This is a genomic window from Microbacterium sp. MYb64, assembly GCF_002979495.1.
In the GTDB taxonomy this organism is placed as follows: domain Bacteria; phylum Actinomycetota; class Actinomycetes; order Actinomycetales; family Microbacteriaceae; genus Microbacterium; species Microbacterium azadirachtae_A.
Genome location: NZ_PCOW01000022.1, coordinates 25456 through 48834 on the forward strand (window position 1 = coordinate 25456; position 23379 = coordinate 48834).

Sequence of the window (23379 nt, forward strand, 5' to 3'; positions counted from 1 at the left end):
AGATGCTCGGCAGGCTGTGCGACATGCGCAGACGTCGCTGATCCGTTTGTCCAGCGATCCGGGCCGCGGATACAGTGGCCGGATCCCCGGCGACGTCGCCGCTCCGGCCCTGCCGCCCGACGCGCCTCCCCACCGGCCCGAACGAACGCAGCAAGGACGCCTCGACGATGACCCTCCCTGTCACCACGCCCCCGGCCACCCCGCCGACCAACGCGCGCCTGGACGCCGTGCCGGCCTACAAGCAGGGGCGCTCCGCTCCGGACGGCGCCTCGAAGCTCTCCTCGAACGAGTCCCCGCACCCGCCGCTGCCATCCGTGGTCTCGGCGATCGCCGACCGGCTCGGATCCATCCACCGCTACCCGCAGATGGCGGCACCCGAGATCATCGGCCGCCTCGCCGAGCGCTACGGCGTGGACCCGTCGCTCGTCACGGTCGGCGCCGGATCCGTCGAACTCGCCTCGCAACTCATCCACGCGATGGCGGGCGAGGGCGACGAGGTCATGTTCGCCTGGCGCTCCTTCGAGGCCTACCCGTCGCTCGTGCGCATCGCGGGAGCGACCCCGGTGATGGTGCCGCTCGACGCCGAGCACCGGCACGACCTCGACGCGATGCTCGCCGCCATCACCGAGCGCACCCGCCTGATCTTCGTGTGCAACCCGAACAACCCCACCGGCACGGTCGTCGGGCCGGAGGAGCTCGAGCGCTTCGTGGCCGCCGTGCCGCGCGATGTGCTGGTCGTGATCGACGAGGCGTACGTGCACTTCGACGGTTCGCCCTACTTCGCCCAAGCGCCCGGCGCGACCGACCCCGAGCGCGGCGCGGGCATCGAGCTGTTCCGCCGCTACCCGCACGTGGCCGTGCTGCACACGTTCTCCAAGGCCTACGGGCTCGCGGGCCTGCGCATCGGCTACGCCATCGCCCCTGCCGAGATCGCCACCGCCCAGCGCAAGGTCGCCGTGCCCTTCGGCGTCACCGACCTGGCGCAGGCGGCCGCGGTCGCCTCCCTCGACGCGCAGGACGAGCTCGCCGTGCGCATCGCCGAGGTGACCGTGCAGCGCGACCGCCTGCACGACGTGCTCGTCGAGGCGGGCTGGCCCGCCGTGCCCTCCGAGGCCAACTTCGTCTGGGTTCCGGCGGGGGAGCGCTCCGTCGAGTTCGACGAGCTCCTGCACGACGGCGCCGTCGTCGCCCGCACCTTCCCGGGCGAGGGCGTTCGCATCTCCGCCGGATCCGCCGAGGACATCGACCGCGTCGCGGCGGCCCTCGCCGCCGGCACGATCCCGAGCTCCGCTCACCCCACCGCTGCCGTTCGCGAGGAGGCGACCGCATGACCACCGAAGTGCCCCTGACCACGACCACCACGAAGGGCCTGCATCCCGGGCTCACCCGCCGGCAGATCTCCATGATGGGGCTCGGCGGCGCGATCGGCGCGGGTCTCTTCGTCGGCTCCGGTCAGGCGATCGGCATCGCGGGTCCCGCCGTGATCGTGTCCTATCTCGTGGCCGGCACGATCGTCGTGCTCGTCATGGCGATGCTCGCCGAGATGGTGGCCGCCAACCCCTCCTCGGGCGCTTTCAGCTCCTACGCGCAGAAAGCCATGGGCCGCAGCGTCGGCAGCGCGGTCGGCTGGCTGTACTGGATCCAGCTCGTCGTCGTGATCGCCGCCGAGGCCACCGGAGCCGCCGGCATCGTCGCGCACCGCTTCCCCGGACTCCCGGAATGGGCCTGGGTGCTGCTGTTCGTGCTCGCCCTCACCGTCGTGAACCTGCTGGGCGTGCGCAACTACGGCCGCTTCGAGTTCTGGTTCGCCGCGATCAAGGTCGCCGCGATCATCGCGTTCCTCGTGGTCGGCGTGCTCGCGATCGTCGGCCTGATCCCCGGCACCCCCGCCACCGGAATCGGCAACCTGGTCGACCAGGGCGGCTTCATGCCCAACGGGATCGCCGGCATCGCAGGGGCCCTGCTGATCGTCGTCTTCGCGTTCGGCGGCACCGAGGTCGTCGCGATCGCGGCGGCCGAGTCGGACGACCCGTCGCGCAACATCAGCCGGATCGTGCGTCAGGTGATGGTGCGGATCCTCGTGTTCTACGTCGGATCCATCTTCGTGATCGTCGCCGTGCTGCCGTGGAACTCCGAGTCGGTGCGGGCCGGGCCCTTCTCCGCCGTGCTGGACACCCTGAAGATCCCCGGCGTGGGGCTGGTCATGGACCTCATCGTCATCGTGGCGCTGCTGTCGGCCATGAACGCCAACATCTACGGCGCCTCGCGCATGGCGTTCTCGCTCGGCGAGCGCGGACTCGCCCCGCTCGCGCTCACCCGCACGAGCGCCGCCGGCGTGCCCCGCGTGGCCGTCCTGAGTTCGGTCGCGTTCGGGTTCGTCACGGTGATCCTGAACTGGATGTTCCCGAACCAGGTGCTGCCCGCGCTGCTGAACGTGGTCGGATCCACCCTGCTGATCATGTGGACGGCCACCGCGCTCGCGCAGTTCATCCTGCGCCGGCGCGCCGACGCCGAGGGGACGCCGCTGCCGATGCGCATGTGGGGCTTCCCGTGGCTCTCGATCGTCACGCTCGTGCTGCTGGCCGCCGTCATCGTGCTCACGATGTTCGACGCCAACGCGCGCACGCAGCTGCTGCTCACGATCGGGCTCACCGTGCTGCTCCTCGTCGTGGCGCGCCTCACCCGCGGGCTGTCGCGCCCCGGGGTGGTCAAGGACTCCGCCGACGAGGTGTTCCGGAGCTGACGATGCGCATCGATGCCCTCGACGCGGCCCTGATCCGGCTGCTCACGGACACGCCGCAGCTGCCCGTGCTGGAATGCGCGCGGCGGCTCGGCGTGGCCCGCGGCACCGTCACCAGCCGTCTCGCACGGCTGCACGAGAACGGCGTGATCGAGGGCATCGTGCCCCGCATCGACCCGCGAGGGTTCGGATACGCGCTCACCGCGTTCTGCCAGGTGGAGATCGACCAGAAGGTCGGCCACGACGAGGTCGCAGAGGCGCTGGCATCGGCGATCCCCGAGGTCGTCGACATGTACACGGTCACCGGGGCGAGCGACATGCAGCTGCGCCTGGTCGCGCACAGCGCCGAGCAGCTGCAGGAGGTGCTCGACCGCATCGCCCTGGTGCCCGGCGTCGCCCGCACCGCAAGCTCGATCGCGATGCGCACGCACCTCAGCGGGCGCGTGCTGCCGCTCGTGGAGCATGCGGCCCGAGGCTGAGCCCTCGTGGCGCTGCCCCGGCTTCGGCAGGCGCCGGCCTATTCGTCGTTCCCGGTCCAGCCCTTGTGGCGGAACCACCACCACATCAGGCCGGCCGACAGCGCCATGGAGCCGAGCCCGAGCAGGAGGAACGACCAGAGCCCGGTGAAGACGTGCGTCACCGCGAAGTCGAAGTTCATGCCGAAGAAGCCCGTGAGGAAGCTCAGCGGCAGGAAGATCGACGCGATGATCGCCAGCTGCTTCGACGTCTCGCCCTGCCGGTTCGCGACCGTGGAGAGATAGAGGTCGGTGCACCCGGAGACCATCTCGTGATAGCCGTCGATCTCGTCCGTGATCCGGATGAGGTGGTCGTAGATGTCGCGGAAGTAGTCGTGACTGTCGGCCTCCAGGCCTGCCAGGTCCGTGATGATCTCGGCCTGCCGGGCGAACAGGTCCCGCATCGGGACGACGGCCCTCCGCAGCTTCAGCAGCAGGCGCTTGAGGCCGAACGTCTGCTGCAGCTCCTTGCGGCCGCCGCCGGCGACGATCGCGTCCTCGAGGCTGTTGATCTCCTCGTCGAGGTCGCTGAGGATCGGGAAGTAGCTGTCCACGATCACGTCGATGATCTTGTAGACGTAGTAGCGCTCGGTCTTGGGTGCGGTGGAGTTCTGCAGCAGCGCGCGCACCTGGCGCAGATCCTGGAAGCGCTCGGAGTGCACGGTGACGATGAACTCGCCGCTGAGGTGACAGTGCACCTCCTCCAGAGGGTGGTCGTTCTCGTCCTCGGGGTGCAGTTCGACCGCGCCCTGCAGCACGAGGAGCGCCCCCTCGCCGTACACGTCGAGCTTGGGGCGCTGCCCCATGCGCTGAGTGTCCTCGATCGAGAGCGGATGCCAGCCGAGCAGGGTGCCGAGCCGCTGCACGTCTTCCGCGGAGGGGGACGTCAGATCGAGCCAGAAGAACTCGCCCTGCCCGCGCAGCTGTGCGACCAGGGATTCGTCGATGGAGTCGAGGATGCGCACGTCAGATCCAGGTGATCATCCAGTTGTGCGCCTGCCAGAACCACCAGGGCACGGGCAGGCCGATCCACAGCGGGTAGAAGAACGCGCTCAGCAGCACGATCAGCACCAGGATGACCACCACGGTGCGCTGCCCGGACTGCCTGCGGTGTCTCGGATCGCTCCGTCGCCCGGCGATGTCGCGGAGCGCGAGGGCGAGCGCGAGGATCAGGAAGGGGGCCATCACGACCGTGTAGAACTGGAAGATCGTGCGCTCGGGGAACGCGAGCCAGGGCAGGTACGTCGCCGCGAGTCCCACCAGGGGGATCGCGTAGCTCCACGGCATGGGTGCGCGCAGCACGAGTCCGCGCACGAACCGCACGAGCAAGTAGACCGCGGCGGCGACGCCCAGGTACCAGATCAGCGGGTTCGGGATCGACGTGATCGTGCCGATGCAGTGATCCGTGCCGAAGCAGGGCGCATCCTGACCGCCGACCCAGAACGCGGTGGGCCGGATCAGCAGCGGCCACTGCCACGCCGGGCTCGCATAGGGGTGCGAGGAGGTCAGCCCGACATGGAACGCCAGGATGTCGGAGTGGTATTTGAACCACGAGGTGAGCACGTTGTCGGTGATCTGGCGGTCGTAGCCGCCCGTGGTGAGGAACCAGCCGCTCCACGAGGCGACGTACACGGCCGCGGCGACCGGCACGAGCAGTACGAAGCTCGCGAGGCCCTGTCGGATCACGGCGTCGGTGGGCCACAGGGCGACACCCGCGCGACGGCGGGCGAGGGCGTCGGTGACGACGAGGTAGATCCCGGCGGCGGCGAGCACGTACCCGCCCGACCACTTCACCGAGGTCGCGGCTCCCAGGGCCACGCCCGCGGCAAGCACCCACGGGCGGCGCCAGAACACGCGACCCCACAGCGTCGGGTCATCGCCGCGCTCATGCGAGGCGCGGTCCTCGAGCCGTGGCATCGTCTGCCGCCCGTCGTACACGAGGAACAGGATCCCGAGCATGATGAAGAAGGTGAGGATCCCGTCCAACAGCCCGATCCGGCTCAGGACGATGCCGAGGCCGTCGATGGCCATGAGCAGGCCGGCGATGCTGGCGACCGTGACCGAGCGGGTGAGGGCCTTGGCGAGCAGGTAGACGACGAGCACGGTGAGCGTGCCGATGACCGCCGTCGAGATGCGCCAGCCGAAGCTGGATCCGGGGCCGAACGCGGCGATGCCGAGCGCGATCAGCCACTTGCCGAGGGGCGGGTGCACGACGAATGACGCGGTGTCCTCGAGCGCGCTCGTGTCGCCCTTCGCGAACATCTCGTTCGCGCCGGTGCGCCAGGATCCTTCGTACCCCTGCACCCACAGCGACCAGGCGTCCTTGACGTAATAGGTCTCGTCGAACACGATCGTGTGCGGATGCCCGAGCCCCACGATGCGCAGCACGGCGGCGAGGAGGGTGATGAGGGTCGGCGCGAGCCAGGACACGAGCCGGAGCCGGGCCGGATCCCCGAGCCAGGCGTCCCGCAGTCGCTCCCAGGCGGTGGGGCGGCCGTCGATGCGAGCGTCGAGGCCGGGCAGCAGAGGCGCGGTCACCCGCTCAGCCTATGCTGGGGCGGGTGATCATCCTCGCGGCCACTCCGATCGGAAATCTGGGCGACGCGTCCCGCCGCCTCATCGAGGTGCTGGAGAACGCCACCATCATCGCGGCGGAGGACACCCGCACGACCCAGCGGCTGCTGCAGGGCCTCGGCATCGCCAACCGGCCCCGGCTCATCGCGCTGCACGACCACAACGAGAAGGCCAAGGCGGCGGAGCTGGCCGAGGCCGCCGAGACCGAAGACCTCGTGGTGCTCAGCGACGCGGGAATGCCCACGGTGAGCGATCCCGGATACGGTCTCGTCGCGGCGGCCGCCGAGCGCGGTGTCACGGTGACCGTCATCCCCGGCCCGAGCGCGGTCGTCACGGCGCTCGCCGTGTCGGGGCTGCCCACCGACCGCTTCACGTTCGAGGGCTTCCTGCCGCGCAAGCCGGGGGAGCGCCGCTCGGCGTTGAACGCGCTCGCGACGGAGCCCCGCACCATGGTGTTCTTCGAGTCGCCGTCGCGCCTGGCCGCGACCCTGGGGGGCATGGCCACGGCGTTCGGCGCTTCTCGGCGGGTGGCGGTGTGCCGCGAGCTCACCAAGTTCTACGAGGAGGTGCGCCGGGGCGGCGCGGCCGAGCTCGCCGCCTGGGCGGAGCAGGGCGTCAAGGGCGAGATCGTCGTTGTCGTCTCGGGCGCCGAACCCCGTGCCGTCTCTCCCGAGGACGCCCTGGCCCAGGTGCAGGCGCTCGTCGCCTCGGGCGTGCGCCTCAAGGAGGCGTGCTCCGAAGTCGCCGCAGCCACGGGCCTCGGCTCCCGCGACCTGTACCAGGCGGCGCTCGCCGCGCGCTGAGGGCGACGCACCCCGGGGTTCCGCGCGCGCCCGCGGTTCCGCGAGCGCCGAGTGTGCGGGTTGCTGCCGGGTGCACGGGGTGTTGCCGCGAAGCTCCCGTGCACTCGACAGGATCCGGTGCGCTCGAGCTGCGCCCGCTGAGGGCACGGGTTCTTGACGCAGACGTGGCGTGAGGTTGGGCGCAGGCGAGGCCAGGCCGCGGGTTGTTGCCGGGTGCACGGGTTGTCGGCGCGGAGTTCCCGTGCAGTCGGCAGGATCCGGTGCACTCGGGCCCGGGCGGGCGAGCGAGCGCGTCGGGTTCGGCGGCGACGGAGTGGCGAAGGTGACGCACGCGCACGTGCTCGGGCAGGATTCTCGACGTGGATGACGACGAGGTGGCGGCGGCGTACGACGCGCGCGCGGCGGAGTACGTCGCGCTGATCGGGAGCGTCGAACAGATGGAGCGCGACGACGTCGCCCGCATCGGCCGGTGGCGTGGCGAGACGACGGGCGCGCTGCTCGACGCGGGGTGCGGCCCCGGGCTGTGGACGGCGTTCCTGGCGAACCCGGATCCCGGCTCGCCAGGTCGCGAGGTCGTCGGCGTGGACGTTTCGGCGGTGTTCCTCGCCGCCGCGCGAGCGCAGCATCCCACCGTGCGGTTCGAGTCCGCGTCGATGCGCGACCTGCCGTTCCCCGACGGATCCTTCGGGGGAGTGCTCGCCTGGTATTCGCTCATCCACGTGCCGCCGGCCGAGCTGGCCGAGGTCTTCGCCGAGCTCGCGCGGGTGCTCGCGGTCGGCGGCCGGACCCTGATCGGGTTCTTCGACGGCGAGCCGCGGGAGCGGTTCGCGCACGCCGTCGCCCCGGCGTACTACTGGTCGGCCGAGGCCCTGACTCCGCTGCTCGAGAGCGCGGGGCTGCGTGTGATCGGCTCGGAGCGCCGCGAGCGCGAACCCGGCGCCGCGGGCAGCGTCCGCCCGCACGGCGCACTCGAGGCGGAGCGTCGCTGATGCGCCCCCGTCGTCATCGTCCGAACCGGGTCCCGCATCCCGCCTAGAATCGAACGCATGCCCGCAGGCGAGTCCTTCTACATCACCACGCCGATCTACTACCCGTCGGACGTGCCCCACATCGGGCACGGCTACACCAGCGTCGCCGTGGACACCCTCGCGCGCTGGCACCGCCAGTCGGGTGACGACACCTGGATGCTCACCGGCACCGACGAGCACGGTCAGAAGATGCTGCGCGCGGCGGCCGCGAACGGCGTGACTCCGCAGGAGTGGGTGGACAAGCTCGTCAGCGAGAGCTGGTTCCCGCTGCTGACGACCCTCGACGTCGCCAACGACGACTTCATCCGCACCACGCAGGAACGGCACGAGACCAACGTGCAGGTGTTCTTCCAGAAGCTCTACGACGCGGGCTACATCTACGCCGGCGAGTACGAGGCGCTGTACTGCGTGGGCTGCGAGGAGTTCAAGCCCGAGTCCGAGATCGTCGACGGCACGGGCCCCTTCGAGGGCCTCAAGGTCTGCGCGATCCACTCCAAGCCGCTCGAACTGCTGCAGGAGAAGAACTACTTCTTCAAGCTCAGCGAGTTCCAGGACCGCCTGCTCGAGCTGTACAAGACGGAGCCCGACTTCGTGCGCCCGGACTCGGCGCGCAACGAGGTCGTCTCGTTCGTCTCGCAGGGGCTCAAGGACCTCTCCATCTCGCGCTCCACGTTCGACTGGGGCATCCCGCTGCCGTGGGACACCTCGCACGTCATCTACGTGTGGGTCGATGCACTGCTGAACTACGTCACCGCGGTCGGGTACGGATCCGACGACCCTTCGACAGGCTCAGGGACCACGTTCGAGCGCCGCTGGCCCGCGTACCACGTCGTGGGCAAGGACATCCTGCGCTTCCACGCCGTCATCTGGCCGGCCATGCTCATGGCTGCGGGTCTCGAGGTCCCGAAGGGCGTGTTCGCGCACGGCTGGCTGCTCGTCGGCGGCGAGAAGATGTCGAAGTCGAAGCTCACCGGCATCGCGCCGTCCGAGATCACTGACGTCTTCGGATCCGACGCATACCGGTTCTACTTCCTCTCCGCGATCGCCTTCGGCCAGGACGGATCCTTCTCCTGGGAGGACCTGTCGGCGCGCTACCAGGCCGAACTCGCGAACGGCTTCGGCAATCTCGCCTCGCGCACGATCGCGATGATCGAGCGCTACTTCGACGGCGTCGTGCCGTCGGCGGGGGAGTACACCGCGCAGGACCTCGCGATCCAGCAGCTCGTCGCGAAGGCCGCGGCCGGTGCCGACGCCGCCGTCGAGCGGTTCCGCATCGACGAGGCGATCGCCGACGTGTGGACGATCGTCGATGCGCTCAACGGCTACATCACCGAGAACGAGCCCTGGGCGCTGGCCAAGGACGAGGAGCAGCGCGAGCGCCTCGGCACCGTGCTGTACACCTGTGCCGAGGGTCTGCGCGCGCTCGCCGTGCTGCTGTCGCCGGTGATGCCGCAGTCGACGGCGAAGCTCTGGGGCGCGCTCGGGGCGGAGGGCGGCCTCGGCGCGCTCACCGCGCAGCCGCTGCGCGACGCCGGGCGCTGGGGTCAGCTTCCTGCGGGCACCGTCGTGCAGGCGCTCGCACCGCTGTTCCCGCGTATCGAGGCCACGGCCTGACCGCATGACCGAGACGCCGGACACCTACGTGCGCGAGCGGGCGACGGAGGGGCGCAAGGACCTGCGCTACCCCGCGGCGCCCGAGCCGCTCGCGGTGCCGGTGTACGACAACCACTGCCATCTCGAGATCTCCGATGGCCCTTCGACAGGCTCAGGGACCGTGGGGCTGTCGCTCGAGGAGCAGCTGGACAGGGCGCAGGCCGTCGGGATCGCCGGTGTCGTGCAGGCCTCGGGCGACGTCGAGTCCTCGCGCTGGGCCGTCGACGCGGCCGAGTCGGATCCGCGCGTGCTCGCCGCGGTCGCGATCCATCCGAACGACGCCCCGACGTACGCCGAGGCGGGACGCCTGGATGAGGCGATCGCGGTGATCGACGAGCTCGCCGCGCGCCCGCGCACCAGGGCGATCGGCGAGACCGGGCTGGACTACTTCCGCACGGAGGAACCAGGACGCGCCGCCCAGCACACGTCCTTCGAGGCGCACATCGCACTCGCGAAGAAGCACGGCATCGCGATGCAGATCCACGACCGGGACGCCCACGACGACGTGCTGGAGACGCTGCTCCGCATCGGCGCCCCCGACCGCACGGTGTTCCACTGCTTCTCGGGCGACGAGGCGATGGCTCGGATCTGCGCCGACGCGGGGTACTACCTCTCGTTCGCGGGCAACGTGACGTTCAAGAACGCCCAGAACCTGCGCGACGCGCTCGCGGTGACGCCGCGGGAGCGGATCCTCATCGAGACGGATGCTCCGTTCCTGACGCCGGTGCCGCTGCGCGGGCGTCCGAACGCGCCCTATCTGATCCCGATCACGCTGCGCTTCATGGCCGCCGAGCTCGGCCTCGACGTCGACGAGCTCAGCGCGCAGATCGCCGCGAACACGCTCGAGGTCTACGGCTCGTTCGCCTGAACCTCGTCGAGCACGGGACGCGCGGAGACGATCTGCGAGATCGGGCGCCAGACGAACAGCAGCGTGAGCGCCGCACCCGCGAAGGCGAACCACCATGGGGCGGTGAGGCCCCAGGCCTGCGCGATCACGCCGCCCAGCGCCTGCCCGATGACCATGCCGCCGAACACGCCGACGGAGTTCACCGACGACACCCGCCCCTGCAGCTCGTGCGGCACCAGCCGCTGCCGCACGGTCGTCGAGATCGTTCCCCAGATGAACGCGTAGAACCCGAACACGAACATGATCAGCAGCGCCAGCCAGCCCTGCGTGGTCAGCGCGAACGCCAGGTGCATGACCACCTCGAGCGAGAGGCAGACGCGCATCATGGCGGCGAACGACACATGACGCTCCAGCCAGCCGAAGCTCATGGTCGCGAGCAGCCCGCCTGCGGCCGATGCCGTCGTGAGCATCCCGTAGCCGACCGCTCCCATGTGCAGGTGCTCCGTCGCATAGAGCACGAGCACGCCCCACGGCGCCGCCCAGGTCACGTTGAACAACAGGATGATGAGCACGAGCATCCGCACGGGTGGATTGCGCCACAGCCAGCGCAGGCCCTCCGCGATATCGGTGTGCACCTTCGCCCCGCCGGGGGCGGATCCCGTCGCGTCGCCCTCTGGGCCGGCCATGGCGGCCCCTGGGCCGGCCATGGCCGTCCCTGAGCCTGTCGAAGGGCGCGGCGGCACCGGCGTGCGGGCGATGCGCGAGATGAGCACGACCGCGAGGCTCACGCACACGGCCTCCAGCAGGAACGGCCACGCATGGCCCGCGGCGAACAGGAACGCGCCGAGCGGGGGTCCCGCGAACTGGTTCGCGACGAGGAACCCGGCCTGCAGGCGCGCGTTGCCGAGGCCGAGGTCCGCCGGCTTCAGGAGCATGGGCAGCAGTGTGGATCCGGCGGTGTCGACGAACACCTCCGCGGTGCCGTAGAGGAACGCCGAGGCCAGCACGATCCAGATGTTCGCCACGCCGGTGACCAGGAAGGCGCACAGCGCGAGCAGCACGACGGCACGCGCCGCGTTCGCGACCATGACGAGCCGGCGGCGGTCGAAACGATCGGCGATCGCGCCCGCATGCAGGCCGAACACCAGCCAGGGCAGGAACTGCAGGATCGCACCGGACGCGACGAGGATCGGCGACGAGGTCATCGACGCGATCAGCAGGGGAGCGGCGGCCAGGGCGACGCCGTCGCCGACGTTGCTCGTCCAGCTGGAGGCGAGCAGCCAGCGGAAGTCCGTGCCCATGCGTCGAGGCGCGACGAGTTCACCGATCCGGGGCATCCGAGAAGACTATCGACCGTAGGGGACAATGGTCAGATGACCGTCTCCCTGCTCGGCGCCGCCGACATCCGCCGGCTCGCGGCCGAACTCGACGTGACGCCCACCAAGAAGCTCGGCCAGAACTTCGTCGTCGACGCGAACACGGTGCGCAAGATCGTCCAGGCCGCCGACGTGCAGCCCTCCGAGCGGGTGGTGGAGATCGGGCCGGGGCTCGGATCCCTCACCCTCGCGATCCTCGAGACGGGCGCGAGCGTCACGGCCGTCGAGATCGACCACCGCCTCGCCGCACGCCTGCCGCAGACCGCCCTCGACCGCGGCGTGCCCGAAGGGGCGCTGACCGTGGTCGATGCCGACGCGATGCGCGTGACCGCGCTGCCGGGGGAGCCGACGGTGCTCGTCGCCAACCTGCCGTACAACGTGTCCGTGCCGGTGCTGCTGCACTTCCTCGAGACGTTCCCCTACCTCGAGCGCGGCGTCGTGATGGTGCAGGCGGAGGTCGCAGAGCGCCTCGCGGCGAAGCCCGGCTCGAAGATCTACGGCACGCCCAGCGTCAAGGCCGCCTGGTACGGGCCGTGGAAGCTCAGCGGCACGGTGTCGCGCCAGGTCTTCTGGCCGGTGCCGAACGTCGACAGCCTGCTCGTCGGGTTCCACCGCGATCCGCAGCCGCGCGGATCCGAGGAGGAGCGCCGCCGCACGTTCGCGATCGTCGACGCCGCGTTCAATCAGCGCCGCAAGATGCTGCGCCAGGCGCTGTCCGGGATCTTCGGCAGCTCCGCCGAGGCGTCGGCCGTGCTGGAGTCCGCGGGGGTCGCGCCGACCGCACGCGGCGAGGACCTCACGGTCGACGACTACCACCGCATCGCGCTGGCGGCCCCGGTCGCCTGACCGCCGTGGACCCCGACAGGTAGAGTGCCGATCGTGATGCTGATCGCGGTGCTCGACGAGGCGATGGTCCGGATGGACGTGTCACTCGCGCTGTCGCTGACCGCGATGCCGGCCGTGTGGCTGATCGCCCTCGGGCTAGTGGTCATCGGCATCGTCCTCGCGGGAACGAGCGGCCGGATCAGGATCCAGGCGATCCTGGCCGCGATCCTCGGCGGCAGCACTCCGATGGTCGTGCGCCCCGACGCGGGTGCGCGATCCGAGAGACCGACCAGGGCGGAGTTCAGACCGGCCGGCGCGCGGGGCGCGCGGTCACCGGGGAGAAGCCCGCTGCGCTCCCCGCTGCACGGCTGAGCGGTCCGCCGGACCTCACGGGCGTCATCGACGTCTCCGATCGACAGGTCATCGACCGCGGCCGGATGCACGGGTGCGGGCGCATATCCGCCTGCCCGTCGACCCGGAGTCCGTCATGCCCGTCCTGCCCCCGCCTCGTGTCCGCCCGCGCCTGCTTCGGCTGATCCGCTACCGCTGTCTCCGGTTCCGGCACCGGTGCGCGGAGGCGGCGCTTCGCCATGCCGTCCGGATGGAGGTGTGGATCTATCTCGCGGCGGGCGCGCTGCTCGGATTCGAGGGTCTGGAGGCGCTGCTCGGCGCGATGCTCATCGCACCGGAGCTGGTTCCGCTCGTCCTGCTGGCTCTCGCCGTCTTCTGGACCGCGAAGAGGCGCGGTCGCTGGTTCCTGCGGCGGATCGCGCTCGCACGACGCAGGCGCAGAATCCGAGGCGCGGGCCGCTCCGGCGCCTGATCGGCAGGGTCTCCCGGGTCGAAGTTGTGCCCTCTCGGGATCGGGTTCCCGAGAGGGCACATTCACTTCGACTGGAGGTACCTTCACGTCGACCGAGTCCCCAGTCCCGGTCGACTTCCTCAGCTGAGGACTAGACAGTAACACCGGATCGCCTTGTCCCCCAAATGGGGGACAAGAACAATTGCTGAGAGTTTGCCGTGAATGGGGTCACGGGACCGGCCGGGAGGCGCTTCGAGCGCATCTCGAGAGCGTGCAGCCAGGTGATGACCGACCCGAACGCGAGCCCCTCGAACACGGTGAGGGTGAGCACCCCGGCGATCAGGCCGACCATGCCGAGGGCCAGGACGACGACCGCCCCCATCGCGATGCGGTCCAGGTTCCGGGACAGGCCGCGCAGGTATCGGCGGTGCAGGAGGAGCAATCCCGCCGAGGATGCGAGGGCTCCGTTGGCTGCGCGCTCGTGCGCGAAGACATTGAACGAGAGCGGCAGCATCCCGATCAGGATGAGGCTGAGTCCGAGGGTCGCGATGAGCAGCGGCACGAGCGTGGCAGCGGCACCGGTTCCCCGGAATCCCGCGGCAGAAGCACCGCGGAGGCCGCGCATCACGGGTACGGCGGAGAGGCTGATCACCGCTCCCGCCAGGGCGATGCCGCCGTTGAAGAACATGCTGGACTCATCATCCGTCGCGCCCAGTCGGCTGAAGCAGGACAGCCACCAGAGGGAGTCGGGGGTCGTCAAAGCAGCGGCGGAGATGCTCGCGCAGAGCACGCCAGCCGCTGTCAGGACGAACGGTACGCGTCGGTGCCAGTGCATGACGATCCTGTCGCCGCACGCTCGGGCGAGTGCATTGGCCGGGTATGGATCCGCACTCGGGCGAGCGTGATCGGACGCGGATCGGGCTCGGTCCGCGGTTGGCGGATCATCTTAGCGAGCCTGAGGTGACTCGGCGAGCAGCGCCACGGCCACTGCAGAGTCACGAGGCGCGGCCCGCGCAGCGGACATGCGCCGAACGGGGCGGGCGACGCTAACCTGGGACGGTGACCGAGCCGCGCTTCCGCCCAGACGTCCTCGACATCCACCGCCCCTATTCCGCTGCGGCGGACCGGTACGAGGGGGCGCATTTCCGTCAGGTCGGATCCTCCGGTCTGTACCTGCCGGCCATCTCGCTCGGGCTGTGGTGGAACTTCGGCGACAACATCCCGTTGGACGATCAGCGCACGCTGCTGCGGCATGCCTTCGACCGGGGCATCACGCATTTCGACCTGGCGAACAACTACGGACCGCCCTACGGATCCGCCGAGAAGAACTTCGGCCGCATCTTCGCGGAGGACTTCCGGCCGTACCGCGACGAGCTGATCATCTCGTCGAAGGCGGGCTGGGACATGTGGCCGGGACCGTACGGCGACCTCGGGAGCCGCAAGTACATCCTGGCGAGCGCCGAGCAGTCGCTGACCCGGATGGGACTGGACTACGTCGACATCTTCTACTCGCACCGCGTGGACCCCGTCACGCCGATCGAGGAGACCATCGGCGCTCTCGACACCCTGGTCCGCCAGGGCAAGGCGCTGTACGTCGGCATCTCCTCCTACAGCGCGGAGCGCACCGAGGCCGCGATGGACGTCGCCCGCGAGCTCGGCACGCCGCTGGTCATCCATCAGCCGTCCTACTCGATCCTGAACCGCTGGGTCGAGGGCGGGCTCACCGAGACCCTCCGCGAGGAGGGCATGGGCGCGATCGCGTTCACCCCGCTCGCGCAGGGACTGCTCACCGACAAGTACCTCGGTGACGGCACCGCGGCGCGCGCGCAGAAGCGCGGGTCCCTGCCCGACAAGCCGCTCAGCGACGAGGGCCTCGCGATCCTGCGGGCGCTCAACGAACTCGCCCGCGAGCGAGGGCAGAGCCTCGCCCAGCTGGCGCTGCAGTGGGTGCTCCGCGACGGCGTGGTGGCCTCGGCGCTCATCGGCGCCTCGCGTCCGGCGCAGCTCGATGAGAACCTCGCCGCTCTCGACGCGCCGGAGCTCACGGCTGCGGAGATCGCCCGCATCGACGGCATCGCGGGCGCAGGCCTCGACGTGAACCTGTGGTCGGTCTCGTCGGAGCTGTGAGCCGATGAGCATCGCGGAGGAACAGGCGGACGAGCAGCCGGTGCAGCGCGTGCACGTACGCGCGCCGGGCAAGGTCAACCTCTTCCTCGGCGTCGGGGAGCTCGACGATGACGGCTACCACGAGCTCTCCACGGTCTTCCAGGCCGTGTCGCTCTACGAGGACGTGATCGCGACCCCTGCGGATGACTTCACGCTCTCGGTCTTCGGCGTGGCGGATCCGTCCACGGTCCCGCTCGACGACCGCAACCTCGCGATGCGCGCGGCCAAGGTGCTCGCCGCGGCCACCGGCTACGCGGGCGGCGTGCACCTGGACGTGCACAAGAGCGTGCCCGTCGCCGGCGGGATGGGGGGAGGATCCGCCGATGCCGCGGCCGCGCTCGTGGCCTGCAACGAGCTGTGGCGCACGGGTCTCGACCACGGGCGTCTGCACGAGCTCGCCGCGCGGCTCGGAGCGGACGTGCCCTTCTCGCTGATGGGCGGCACCGCCGTCGGGTCGGGGCGCGGAGATGTGCTGACGCCTGCGCTGTCCCGAGGCCGGTACGAATGGGTTCTGCTCCTCGACGAGGAGGGCCTGTCCACGCCCGCGGTGTACCGCGCATTCGACATGGTGATGGCGGAGGACTTGAAGAGCGATCCGCAGCGGCACGCTCAGCGCCGCCGCCTGGATCCTGTGCAGGTGCCGCCGTCGTTCTTCGAATCGCTGCTCTCCGGCGAGGCGTTCGAACTCGGGCAGAGCCTGCGCAATCAGCTGGAGGCCGGATCCTTCCGGTTGCGCCCTCAGCTCGAGGAGACGATCGACGCGGTGGTCGGCGAGGGCGGCGGGCCCGTCGTCGGCGGCATCGTGTCGGGCTCTGGCCCGACCATCGCGTTCCTCTGCGAGACCGCCGAAGGCGCGGACAGCACCGGCGAGCGGCTGCGCGGGTGGGGGCGCACCGCATTGCGGGCGCACGGCCCGGTGCGCGGCGCGCACGTCGTCTCCGCGGACGACTGAGATCGACCACGCGGCTGTCCGGGGCTCAGCGCTCCTCAGCGGTCAGCAGGCGCAGCTGCATCATCGCGGAGAACCGCGATTCGGGGTCTGCGAGATCCAGCCCGCTGATCTCGGCGAGCCGGCGCAGCCGGTAGCGGAACGTGTTCGGGTGCGTGTAGATGCGAGCGGCCGCGATGCTGACGTCGCCGAACGCGTCCAGCCAAGCCCGCAGCGTCTCGACGAGCTGGGTGCCCTTCTCGCGGTCGTGATCGATCAGCAGCCGGACCGGGCCGGTCGGCTGATCCCCGCGCGCGCGGGCGAGGTCGCCGAGCTCGACGAGCAGGGCGTCCACCTGCACCGTGGTGAACAGCGCCACCGGTTCGCGGTGCGGGGAGTGCTGCAGCACGCGCAGCGCGCGATCCGCGTTCACGCGCGACGCCGGGATGCCCTGCACGTCCTCGGCGACGGTGCCGACCCCGACGCGCACTTCTCGCGTGCTGCCGAGTCGACCGAGGAAGTCGGACGCGACCCGCGATGCGCGGAGGTCGGCGTCGCCGTGATCGGCGCGGATCCCGACGACGGCGTAAACGACGTCGCCGATGGGTGCGACCGCGGAGCGCAGGTAGACCGCGCCGAGATGCATCGCGAACGCATCCGCGATGTGCTGCCGCTCCGCGATGGCCCTGGCGTCCGCCGAGGACTCGTCCCTGGTGCGATCCGCGGCGGCGAGGGCGAGCACGACGCAGCGGTGCCCGTCGAGCCGGAGCCGGGACGCGGCGTCCGCGGCGCCGCTGCCGCCCTCCAGCACCGTGGCGAGCAGGTCGGCGCGGAGCCGCCGCTCGACGTCGGCGCCCGCGCGCCGGCGGAGCATGTGCAGGGCGACGAGCCCTGCGGAGTCCTTCAGCGCCCGCACGCGATCCGCGGTCAGCGGTTCGCGCACGGCGGCCCAGATGGAGCCGAGGATCTCGTCGCCCGCGCGCACAGCGAGTGCGACCCGGGGGATCGAGGGGACCCCGTCGGCGTCGACCGGGTCGATGTCGATCGGATCCTCGCTGCGGTACAGGTCCCGGAAGACGCCGCGCTCCTCGAGCTGGCGGGTGAAGCGCTCGGGGACCTGACGCCCCAGGACCGTCTCCACGCGGGCGGGGTCCGCCTCGTCCTGGCGTCCGGAGAAGGCCACGACGCGCGAATTGCGGTCTTCGATGGTCACCGGCGCGTTGAGCAGAGTGGCGATCGCGTTGGCCAGGGCGAAGAGGTCGCCCGAGGGCATGCCGCCGAGCGTCTGGGCGCCCTGCTCACCGACGTCGCCCTCCGCGATCAGGGACCGGAGCATGGCGGCCAGCTGCGCCCAGGATGCGCCGCGCGTGAGGGCGAGCACCGGGATGCCCGCCGCCTCGGACGCCGCGAGCACCTGCTCCTCCGCGCGCACCGGAGCGCGCAGCACGAGGGCGGTGGCCTGCTGCGCGGCGAGCACCACGAGCAGCTCGGCGATCTCGGCCGGATCGCTCAGCCCCACGCCCAGCACCATGGCCCCGCGCATCGGCATCCCGTCGTCGAGCACGTCGTGGATGACGACGGTCTCGATCTCGGCGTCGCCGTCGGCCGCACCGCACACCACCTCGAGGAGCGTGTTGCCGAGGTCCTCCACCACGCGCCCGAGGCTGGCACGCGGTCGCGTCGTCATTGACATGAGCACAGCCCCCAGGGTAGGCGGTGGGCGTGAGGGCCGCGATGGTGCGGCACGCCCGAATCGAGGGCGGAGTTCGTCGTATTCGACGAAGGGGCGGGGCGCGGCAGGAACGTCATGCGGGATCCGGGCTCAGCTGCGCAGGTAGGCGAGGACCGCGAGCACCCGACGATGACCGCTGTCGCTGGCGGCGAGCCCGAGCTTCGCGAAGATGTTGCCGATGTGCTTGCTCACCGCGGTCTCGGTGACGAAGAGGCGGCCGGCGATCGAGGCGTTGTCGAGCCCCTCCGCCATGAGGCCGAGCACCTCGCGCTCGCGCGGAGTGAGCGCGCGGACCGGGTCGTCGGCGCGGCGACGGCTCATCAACTGCGAGATGACCTCGGGATCCATGACGGTCCCGCCGGCGGACACCCGGTGCAGTGCGTCGACGAACGAGGCGACCTTCCCGACCCGCTCCTTGAGGAGGTAGCCGAGGGCGCCCGCACCGTCCGCGAGGAGCTCTCCGGCGTAGCGGTCCTCGACGTAGGCGGAGAGCACCAGCACGGGGAAGCCGGGGCGACGGCGACGCGCCTCGGCGGCGGCCTTGAGTCCCTCGCTCGTGAACGTCGGGGGCATCCTCACGTCGAGCACCGCGGCGTCCGCCTCGTCGAGACGGGCGAGGAAGTCCTCGCCGTTGTCCACCGCGGCGATCACGTCGAACCCCTCGCTCCGCAGCAGGAGGGCGAGCCCCTCCCGCAGCAGGGTGTCGTCTTCGGCGATCACGATCCGCATGGCAGCTCCGTCCTCAGCACTGTCGGCCCGCCCGGCGGGCTGGTGAGCGTCATCGCGCCCTCGAAGGCTTCGAGGCGCTTGCGGATCCCGGCGTAGCCCCCACCGGGGCGCTCCACGGCGCCGCCGATGCCGTCGTCCTCGACGGCGACCTCGAGAACGTCGTCGCGGCGTCGCACCCGCACGGCGGCGCGGGCCGCCGCGCTGTGCTTGCTCACGTTGCTGAGCGCTTCGGCGACGATGAAGTAGGTCGCGGATTCGACCGCGGCGGGCACTCTGCCCACCCCTCCCGTCTCGAGCGTGCAGGGCACGGCGCTGCGGCCGGCGAGCGAGGCCAGGGCGCCCTCGAGACCGAGTTCGTCGAGGATCGGCGGGTAGATGTCGTGGACCGTGCGGCGCAGGGCCGAGAGCGCCTCGGTCGCCGCGTCCTGCGCACGGCGCAGCTGCTCGACGGTCTGCGCGTCCTCGCCCTGCATCGAGCGCTCGGCGATCCCGAGCATCATGACGACCGAGACGAGCCGGTTCTGGGCGCCGTCGTGCAGGTCGCGCTCGATGCGCCGCAGCTCGGCGGCGTGCGCGTCCAGCGCGGCCGCCCGGCTCAGCGTCAGGGCATCCACGCGCTCGGCCAGGCTCGACCGCGCGGGAGCGGCGAGCAGACGCGAGGAGATCAGCGCCAGCAGGCGGGCGACCGCGGGGATGAGCGCCCAGGAGATCAGCACGTAGACGAGGGCCATGAGCGGCATCGTCGCCGCGAGCGGCCAGGAGGTGACGGGGTACGGCGCGGTCACCGGCTCGTCGACCGGGGCGAACTGCCAGTAGAACGGCACCGCCAGGGAGTTCACCGCGCCCAGCGGGATCACGATCGTCACGATCGCGACGGAGAAGAGGGGGATCGCGTCGACCGCGAGCCAGAGCGCGTCGCGCACGGTCGCGGGGGAGAACGCGAGCTGGATCCGCTCGTCGATCGACCGCAGGTCCCGCGGCACCGGCGCATGCCCCCGGATGCTCTCGCGTCGGTAGGAGCCGACCCGGCGGCGGGCGCGGTCCGACCAGCCGTGCAGGATCCTGACCGCTCCCGGGAGCAGGAGGACGCCGCCCGGGATGATCATGAGCGGAACGAGCACGAGGCCAGCGCAGAAGAACAGGATCGACACGGCGGACGTCACGGCTTCGACGGCCACGAAGCGCCAATCCCGCAGCCAGCGCCGCACCGGTCCCTGAGTCATCCCGACAAGTCTGCCCGAGCCCGACGCCCCGCACGGTACAGCCAGCTGCACCATCCGAGCGGTGCCCAGCAGGATGGGCACCGCCCGTCGTCGTTCCTAGCGTCGAAGCATGACAACTTCATCCGCACCGTCCCGGCCCGCGCAGCCCGGCGACGCGCTCCGTCTCGAGAACATCGTGAAGACCTACGGGTCCGGAGCGAACGCCGTCCCCGCGCTGCGCGGCGTCGACCTCACCCTGGCCCGGGGGACCTTCACCGCGATCATGGGGCCGTCGGGATCCGGCAAGAGCACGCTGCTGCACAGCGCCGCAGGACTCGACCGGCCGACGAGCGGCCGCGTCGTCCTCGGCGACACCGAGGTCTCCTCGCTCAGCGCGCGGCGGCTCACGGAGTTCCGGCGGGATCACGTCGGCTTCGTGTTCCAGGCGTACAACCTGCTCCCGGCCCTGAACGTCGAGGAGAACATCACGCTCCCGCTGCGGCTCGCGCGCCAGAGGCTCGACCGGGAATGGCTCGACTTCCTGCTCGAATCGGTCGGGCTGTCCGAACACCGTCGGCGGCGTCCCTCGGAGCTCTCCGGCGGGCAGCAGCAGCGCGTGGCGATCGCCCGCGCGCTGATCACGCGGCCGTACGTGGTCTTCGGCGATGAGCCCACCGGCGCGCTCGATTCGCGGTCGGGCAAGCAGGTGCTCGACCTACTGGCGCACACCACGAAGGCGCTCGCGCAGACGGTCGTGATGGTCACGCACGATCCCGTCGTGGCCTCGCACGCGGATCGCGTCATCTTCCTCGCGGACGGCGCGTTCGCGGGTCACCTCGACGGGGCGACGCCCGCGGAGATCACGGACCGCATGAGCGCGCTGGGGGAGTGGTGATGGCGGGCGCACGACTGGGGTTCGGCCGGCTCGTCCGCGCCGACCTCAGGCAGAACAGGGGCGGTTTCGTCGGCGTGGCCGTCGCGGTGTTCGTCGCGAGCGCCCTCGTCACCGGCCTGGGTGTCCTGGTGGAGTCCGGTGTCCGCGGCGGGCTCGCCCCGGTCCGCTACACGGCGGCTCCTGTCGTCGTCGGAGCCTCGCAGCAGGTCGAGGTGCCGGAGGATCTCCCGATCCCGCTGCACGAACGCGCGCCCCTGCCCGAGGATGCGGCGGCGCAGGTCGCGGCGGTTCCGGGCGTCGACCACGTCGTCGCCGATGTCACCGTGCCCCTCGCGGACGCGGACGGGCGCCTCGTGGAAGCGCATCCCTGGAGCGCGGTCGCCCTGGCGGGCTCCGCCCTGCGGGAGGGCGCAGAGCCCGCGGGCGCAGACGAGGTCGTCGTGACCGCCGGCGGCGCGGAAGGCCCCGGCGCCCGGATCCTGCTCGCGCACGGCGGGGCTCCTGCCGAGTACCGGGTCGTCGGCGTCGTCGACGCGGTCGGCACCGAACGCGCTCCGCAGGTCTACCTCAGCAGCGCGCGCATCGCGGAGCTGGATCCCCGAGGCGGCGCCGCGCAGACCCTCGGGGTGTTCCCCGTGCAAGGGGCGGACGCGGCGGAGGTCGCGGCTGCGATCCGCGGCGCGGTGCCCGGCCTCGCCGTGCAGACCGGCGCGGGGCGCGGCGACATCGAGTTCCTCGATTCCGGAGCGGCGCGTTCGACGCTCGTGACGATCGGCAGCGCCTTCGTCGGCACCTGCGTCCTGGTCGCGCTGTTCATCGTGTCCGGCACGCTGTCGCTGTCGGTGCAGTCCCGTCGTCGCGACTTCGCGCTGCTGCGGGCCGTGGGAGCGAGCCCGAAGCAGGTGCACGCGCTGGTGTCGCGTGAGGTGATGTCGATCGCGGTCGTCGCGGGCGTCCTCGGCATCGTCCCCGGATACCTCCTGTCCGGCGTGCTGCAGAGGGCGTTCGTCTCCGGTGGGGTGATCCCGGGCGACTTCGCGCTCGCGGTCGGCCCCTCGCCCGCCGTCGGCGCTCTGCTGCTCGTGCTGGGCGCCGCGTGGGCGGCCGCGAGGATCGCCGCCCGCCGACCGGCCGGACTGGATCCGATCGAGGCGCTCCGGGAGTCCTCGAGCGGGCCGACGCGCATCGGGCGGGGCCGGTTCGTGAGCGGCGGGATCCTCGCCGTGGCAGGTCTCGCGGTGTCCGCCGTCCCGCTGTTCGCTCGCGGGGTGGCCGCGGCCGGGGCCTCGGCCGCGGCAGCACTGATGCTCATCGTGGCCCTCGCTCTGCTGGGCCCGTGGCTCGTCGCCCTCGTGATGCGTGCCGCCGCTCCGCTCCTGAGCCGCCTGTCTGCGGCCGGCTTCCTGGCCTCGGCCAACGGCATCGCGAGCAGTCGCCGCCTGGCCGGCGCGATCCTCCCGATCGCCCTGGGCGTGGGCCTCGGGCTCGTGCAGATCGGCGCTCCGTCGATCGTCGCGCACGAATCCGCCGCGCAGGCGGACGCGGGCGTGACCGCGGCTCTGCGGGTCAGCGCCCCCGCGGGCCTGTCGTCGGGCGCGGTCGCAGGACTCGGGGAGATCCCCGGCGTGACCGCGGTCGGCTCCATCGCTCTGAGCGGCGCCATCATCGGATACAAGGAGTTCGACGGCACGCCGAAGAACGCCGAACCCGTGCTGCAGGGCGTCGATCCGCGAGCGGTCGAACGCACCATGGACCTCCAGGTCCGGTCGGGCGCGCTGACCGGGCTCGGCGGCGCGGAGACCGTGGCCGTGAGCACCGATGCGGCGCAGACCTGGGGCGTCGGCCTGGGAGACGCGATCGAGGGCTGGTTCGGCGACGGCACGCCGCTGCACGCGACGGTCGTCGCGGTCTACGAGCGCGGTCTCGGATTCGGCGATCTCACGATGGACGCCGAGGCGGTGCGTGCGCGCACCACGAGCGGACTCGACGCCTTCGCGCTCGTCGCCGTCGACGCCGGGCAGGCAGACCAGGTGCAGGCCGCCGCGACCGCACGGGGGCTGCACGTCGTCCCCGGGGCCGGGCAGAAGGCCGCGGGGGCCGACGCGCAGTCGCAGCAGGGCTGGGTGAACCTCGTGGCGCTGATCGTGATCCTCGGCTACATCGCGATCGCGGTGGTCAACACGCTCGTGATGGCGACGGGAGAGCGCTCACGGGAGTTCGCGCTCCTGCAGCTGATCGGATCCTCGCGACGTCAGGTGCGGGCCATGATGCGGACCGAAGCGGTGATGGTCGCGGTGATCTCGACGGCGTTCGGCATCATCGTCGCGATCCCGCCCCTCATCGGGATGAGCATCGGCATCTCGGGCCGGCTCGTGCCGGAGCTTCCGCTGCTCGCCGTGCTGGGACTCGTCGGCACGATGGGCGCCCTGGCTCTGGCGACCCTGTGGGTCGCGACCCTGGGCGCGATGCGCACCCGGCCGATCGAGGAGATCGGATCCCGGCAGTGATCGCGTGCTGACGACGAGAAGGGCGGCCCCGCGGATGCGGGGCCGCCCTTCTCGTCG

21 protein-coding genes are annotated in these 23379 nt (G+C 71.3%); 14 read left to right on the forward strand and 7 right to left on the reverse strand.

The features are described 5' to 3' along the window. The first annotated feature begins 167 nt into the window (after window positions 1-167). The 3 genes from CQ044_RS16155 to CQ044_RS16165 are packed head-to-tail and all read left to right on the forward strand — an operon-like array spanning window position 168 to window position 3219. On the forward strand, window positions 168-1331 hold the full coding sequence (locus tag CQ044_RS16155) for a histidinol-phosphate transaminase (RefSeq protein ID WP_105689435.1): 1164 nt from the start codon (window positions 168-170) through the stop codon (window positions 1329-1331). After that, window positions 1328-2743 carry an amino acid permease gene (locus CQ044_RS16160; RefSeq protein ID WP_105689407.1) on the forward strand — a complete coding sequence of 472 codons (1416 nt, stop codon included), beginning with the start codon at window positions 1328-1330 and terminating at the stop codon, window positions 2741-2743. Before CQ044_RS16155 ends, CQ044_RS16160 begins: the two co-directional genes overlap by 4 nt. Window positions 2744-2745: 2 nt before the next feature. Beyond that, window positions 2746-3219 (forward strand): Lrp/AsnC family transcriptional regulator, encoded by a 474-nt coding sequence (locus tag CQ044_RS16165; protein ID WP_105689408.1) that lies wholly within the window; start codon window positions 2746-2748, stop codon window positions 3217-3219. Window positions 3220-3257: 38 nt separating this feature from the next. On the opposite strand, the gene CQ044_RS16170 is transcribed toward CQ044_RS16165, so the two are convergent. Both CQ044_RS16170 and CQ044_RS16175 read right to left on the reverse strand, forming a co-directional pair. Further along, on the reverse strand, window positions 3258-4220 hold the full coding sequence (locus CQ044_RS16170) for a magnesium transporter CorA family protein (RefSeq protein WP_105689409.1): 963 nt from the start codon (window positions 4218-4220) through the stop codon (window positions 3258-3260). A gap of 1 nt (window position 4221) precedes the next feature. Then, window positions 4222-5793 (reverse strand): dolichyl-phosphate-mannose--protein mannosyltransferase, encoded by a 1572-nt coding sequence (locus CQ044_RS16175; protein ID WP_105689410.1) that lies wholly within the window; start codon window positions 5791-5793, stop codon window positions 4222-4224. A 23-nt stretch (window positions 5794-5816) separates the two neighbouring features. On the opposite strand from CQ044_RS16175, the gene rsmI reads away from it, so the two are divergent. The 4 genes from rsmI to CQ044_RS16195 all read left to right on the forward strand — a co-directional run bounded on the left by rsmI (window position 5817) and on the right by CQ044_RS16195 (window position 10181). Beyond that, on the forward strand, window positions 5817-6632 hold the full coding sequence (gene rsmI, locus CQ044_RS16180; protein WP_105689436.1) for a 16S rRNA (cytidine(1402)-2'-O)-methyltransferase: 816 nt from the start codon (window positions 5817-5819) through the stop codon (window positions 6630-6632). 359 nt (window positions 6633-6991) lie between these two features. Next, window positions 6992-7621, forward strand: coding sequence for a class I SAM-dependent methyltransferase (locus CQ044_RS16185; protein WP_258133349.1), 630 nt, complete (start codon window positions 6992-6994; stop codon window positions 7619-7621). A 57-nt stretch (window positions 7622-7678) separates the two neighbouring features. Further along, complete coding sequence (metG, locus tag CQ044_RS16190; protein WP_105689411.1) at window positions 7679-9274, forward strand: methionine--tRNA ligase; 1596 nt, start codon at window positions 7679-7681, stop codon at window positions 9272-9274. Window positions 9275-9278: 4 nt separating this feature from the next. After that, a complete protein-coding gene (locus CQ044_RS16195; RefSeq protein WP_105689412.1) occupies window positions 9279-10181 on the forward strand; it encodes a TatD family hydrolase in 903 nt (300 codons plus the stop codon). On the opposite strand, the gene CQ044_RS16200 is transcribed toward CQ044_RS16195, so the two are convergent. Further along, complete coding sequence (locus CQ044_RS16200; protein ID WP_105689413.1) at window positions 10163-11497, reverse strand: MFS transporter; 1335 nt, start codon at window positions 11495-11497, stop codon at window positions 10163-10165. The two genes, CQ044_RS16195 and CQ044_RS16200, sit on opposite strands and share 19 nt — an antisense overlap. A 36-nt stretch (window positions 11498-11533) precedes the next feature. On the opposite strand from CQ044_RS16200, the gene rsmA reads away from it, so the two are divergent. The 3 genes from rsmA to CQ044_RS16215 all read left to right on the forward strand — a co-directional run bounded on the left by rsmA (window position 11534) and on the right by CQ044_RS16215 (window position 13184). Further along, entirely contained in the window at window positions 11534-12382 is an 849-nt protein-coding gene (gene rsmA, locus CQ044_RS16205) for a 16S rRNA (adenine(1518)-N(6)/adenine(1519)-N(6))-dimethyltransferase RsmA (protein ID WP_105689414.1), read from the forward strand. A gap of 33 nt (window positions 12383-12415) precedes the next feature. Further along, window positions 12416-12733 carry a hypothetical protein gene (locus tag CQ044_RS16210; RefSeq protein WP_146116810.1) on the forward strand — a complete coding sequence of 106 codons (318 nt, stop codon included), beginning with the start codon at window positions 12416-12418 and terminating at the stop codon, window positions 12731-12733. Window positions 12734-12962: 229 nt separating this feature from the next. Next, complete coding sequence (locus CQ044_RS16215) at window positions 12963-13184, forward strand: hypothetical protein (RefSeq protein WP_105689416.1); 222 nt, start codon at window positions 12963-12965, stop codon at window positions 13182-13184. Between the two features lie 130 nt (window positions 13185-13314). Here CQ044_RS16215 and CQ044_RS16220 read toward each other — a convergent pair whose 3' ends face one another. Continuing rightward, window positions 13315-13923 carry a hypothetical protein gene (locus CQ044_RS16220; RefSeq protein WP_146116811.1) on the reverse strand — a complete coding sequence of 203 codons (609 nt, stop codon included), beginning with the start codon at window positions 13921-13923 and terminating at the stop codon, window positions 13315-13317. A 299-nt stretch (window positions 13924-14222) separates the two neighbouring features. On the opposite strand from CQ044_RS16220, the gene mgrA reads away from it, so the two are divergent. Together mgrA and CQ044_RS16230 are read left to right on the forward strand one after the other, a co-directional pair. Further along, a complete protein-coding gene (mgrA, locus tag CQ044_RS16225) occupies window positions 14223-15290 on the forward strand; it encodes an L-glyceraldehyde 3-phosphate reductase (RefSeq protein ID WP_105689418.1) in 1068 nt (355 codons plus the stop codon). 4 nt (window positions 15291-15294) lie between these two features. Next, on the forward strand, window positions 15295-16281 hold the full coding sequence (locus tag CQ044_RS16230; protein ID WP_105689419.1) for a 4-(cytidine 5'-diphospho)-2-C-methyl-D-erythritol kinase: 987 nt from the start codon (window positions 15295-15297) through the stop codon (window positions 16279-16281). Between the two features lie 25 nt (window positions 16282-16306). Here the strand turns inward: CQ044_RS16230 and CQ044_RS16235 are convergent, their stop codons facing one another. The 3 genes from CQ044_RS16235 to CQ044_RS16245 all read right to left on the reverse strand — a co-directional run bounded on the left by CQ044_RS16235 (window position 16307) and on the right by CQ044_RS16245 (window position 19941). Continuing rightward, window positions 16307-17950, reverse strand: coding sequence for a helix-turn-helix domain-containing protein (locus CQ044_RS16235; protein ID WP_219844984.1), 1644 nt, complete (start codon window positions 17948-17950; stop codon window positions 16307-16309). Window positions 17951-18079: 129 nt separating this feature from the next. Further along, window positions 18080-18718: a response regulator transcription factor gene (locus CQ044_RS16240; protein ID WP_045272158.1), complete on the reverse strand. Its 639-nt coding sequence runs from the start codon at window positions 18716-18718 to the stop codon at window positions 18080-18082. Beyond that, on the reverse strand, window positions 18706-19941 hold the full coding sequence (locus CQ044_RS16245) for a sensor histidine kinase (protein WP_105689421.1): 1236 nt from the start codon (window positions 19939-19941) through the stop codon (window positions 18706-18708). The genes CQ044_RS16240 and CQ044_RS16245 overlap by 13 nt, the downstream gene beginning before the upstream one ends. A gap of 109 nt (window positions 19942-20050) precedes the next feature. On the opposite strand from CQ044_RS16245, the gene CQ044_RS16250 reads away from it, so the two are divergent. Both CQ044_RS16250 and CQ044_RS16255 read left to right on the forward strand, forming a co-directional pair. Next, entirely contained in the window at window positions 20051-20815 is a 765-nt protein-coding gene (locus tag CQ044_RS16250) for an ABC transporter ATP-binding protein (protein ID WP_105689422.1), read from the forward strand. Then, window positions 20815-23322, forward strand: coding sequence for an FtsX-like permease family protein (locus CQ044_RS16255; protein WP_105689423.1), 2508 nt, complete (start codon window positions 20815-20817; stop codon window positions 23320-23322). The genes CQ044_RS16250 and CQ044_RS16255 overlap by 1 nt, the downstream gene beginning before the upstream one ends. The last annotated feature ends 57 nt before the right edge of the window (window positions 23323-23379 follow it).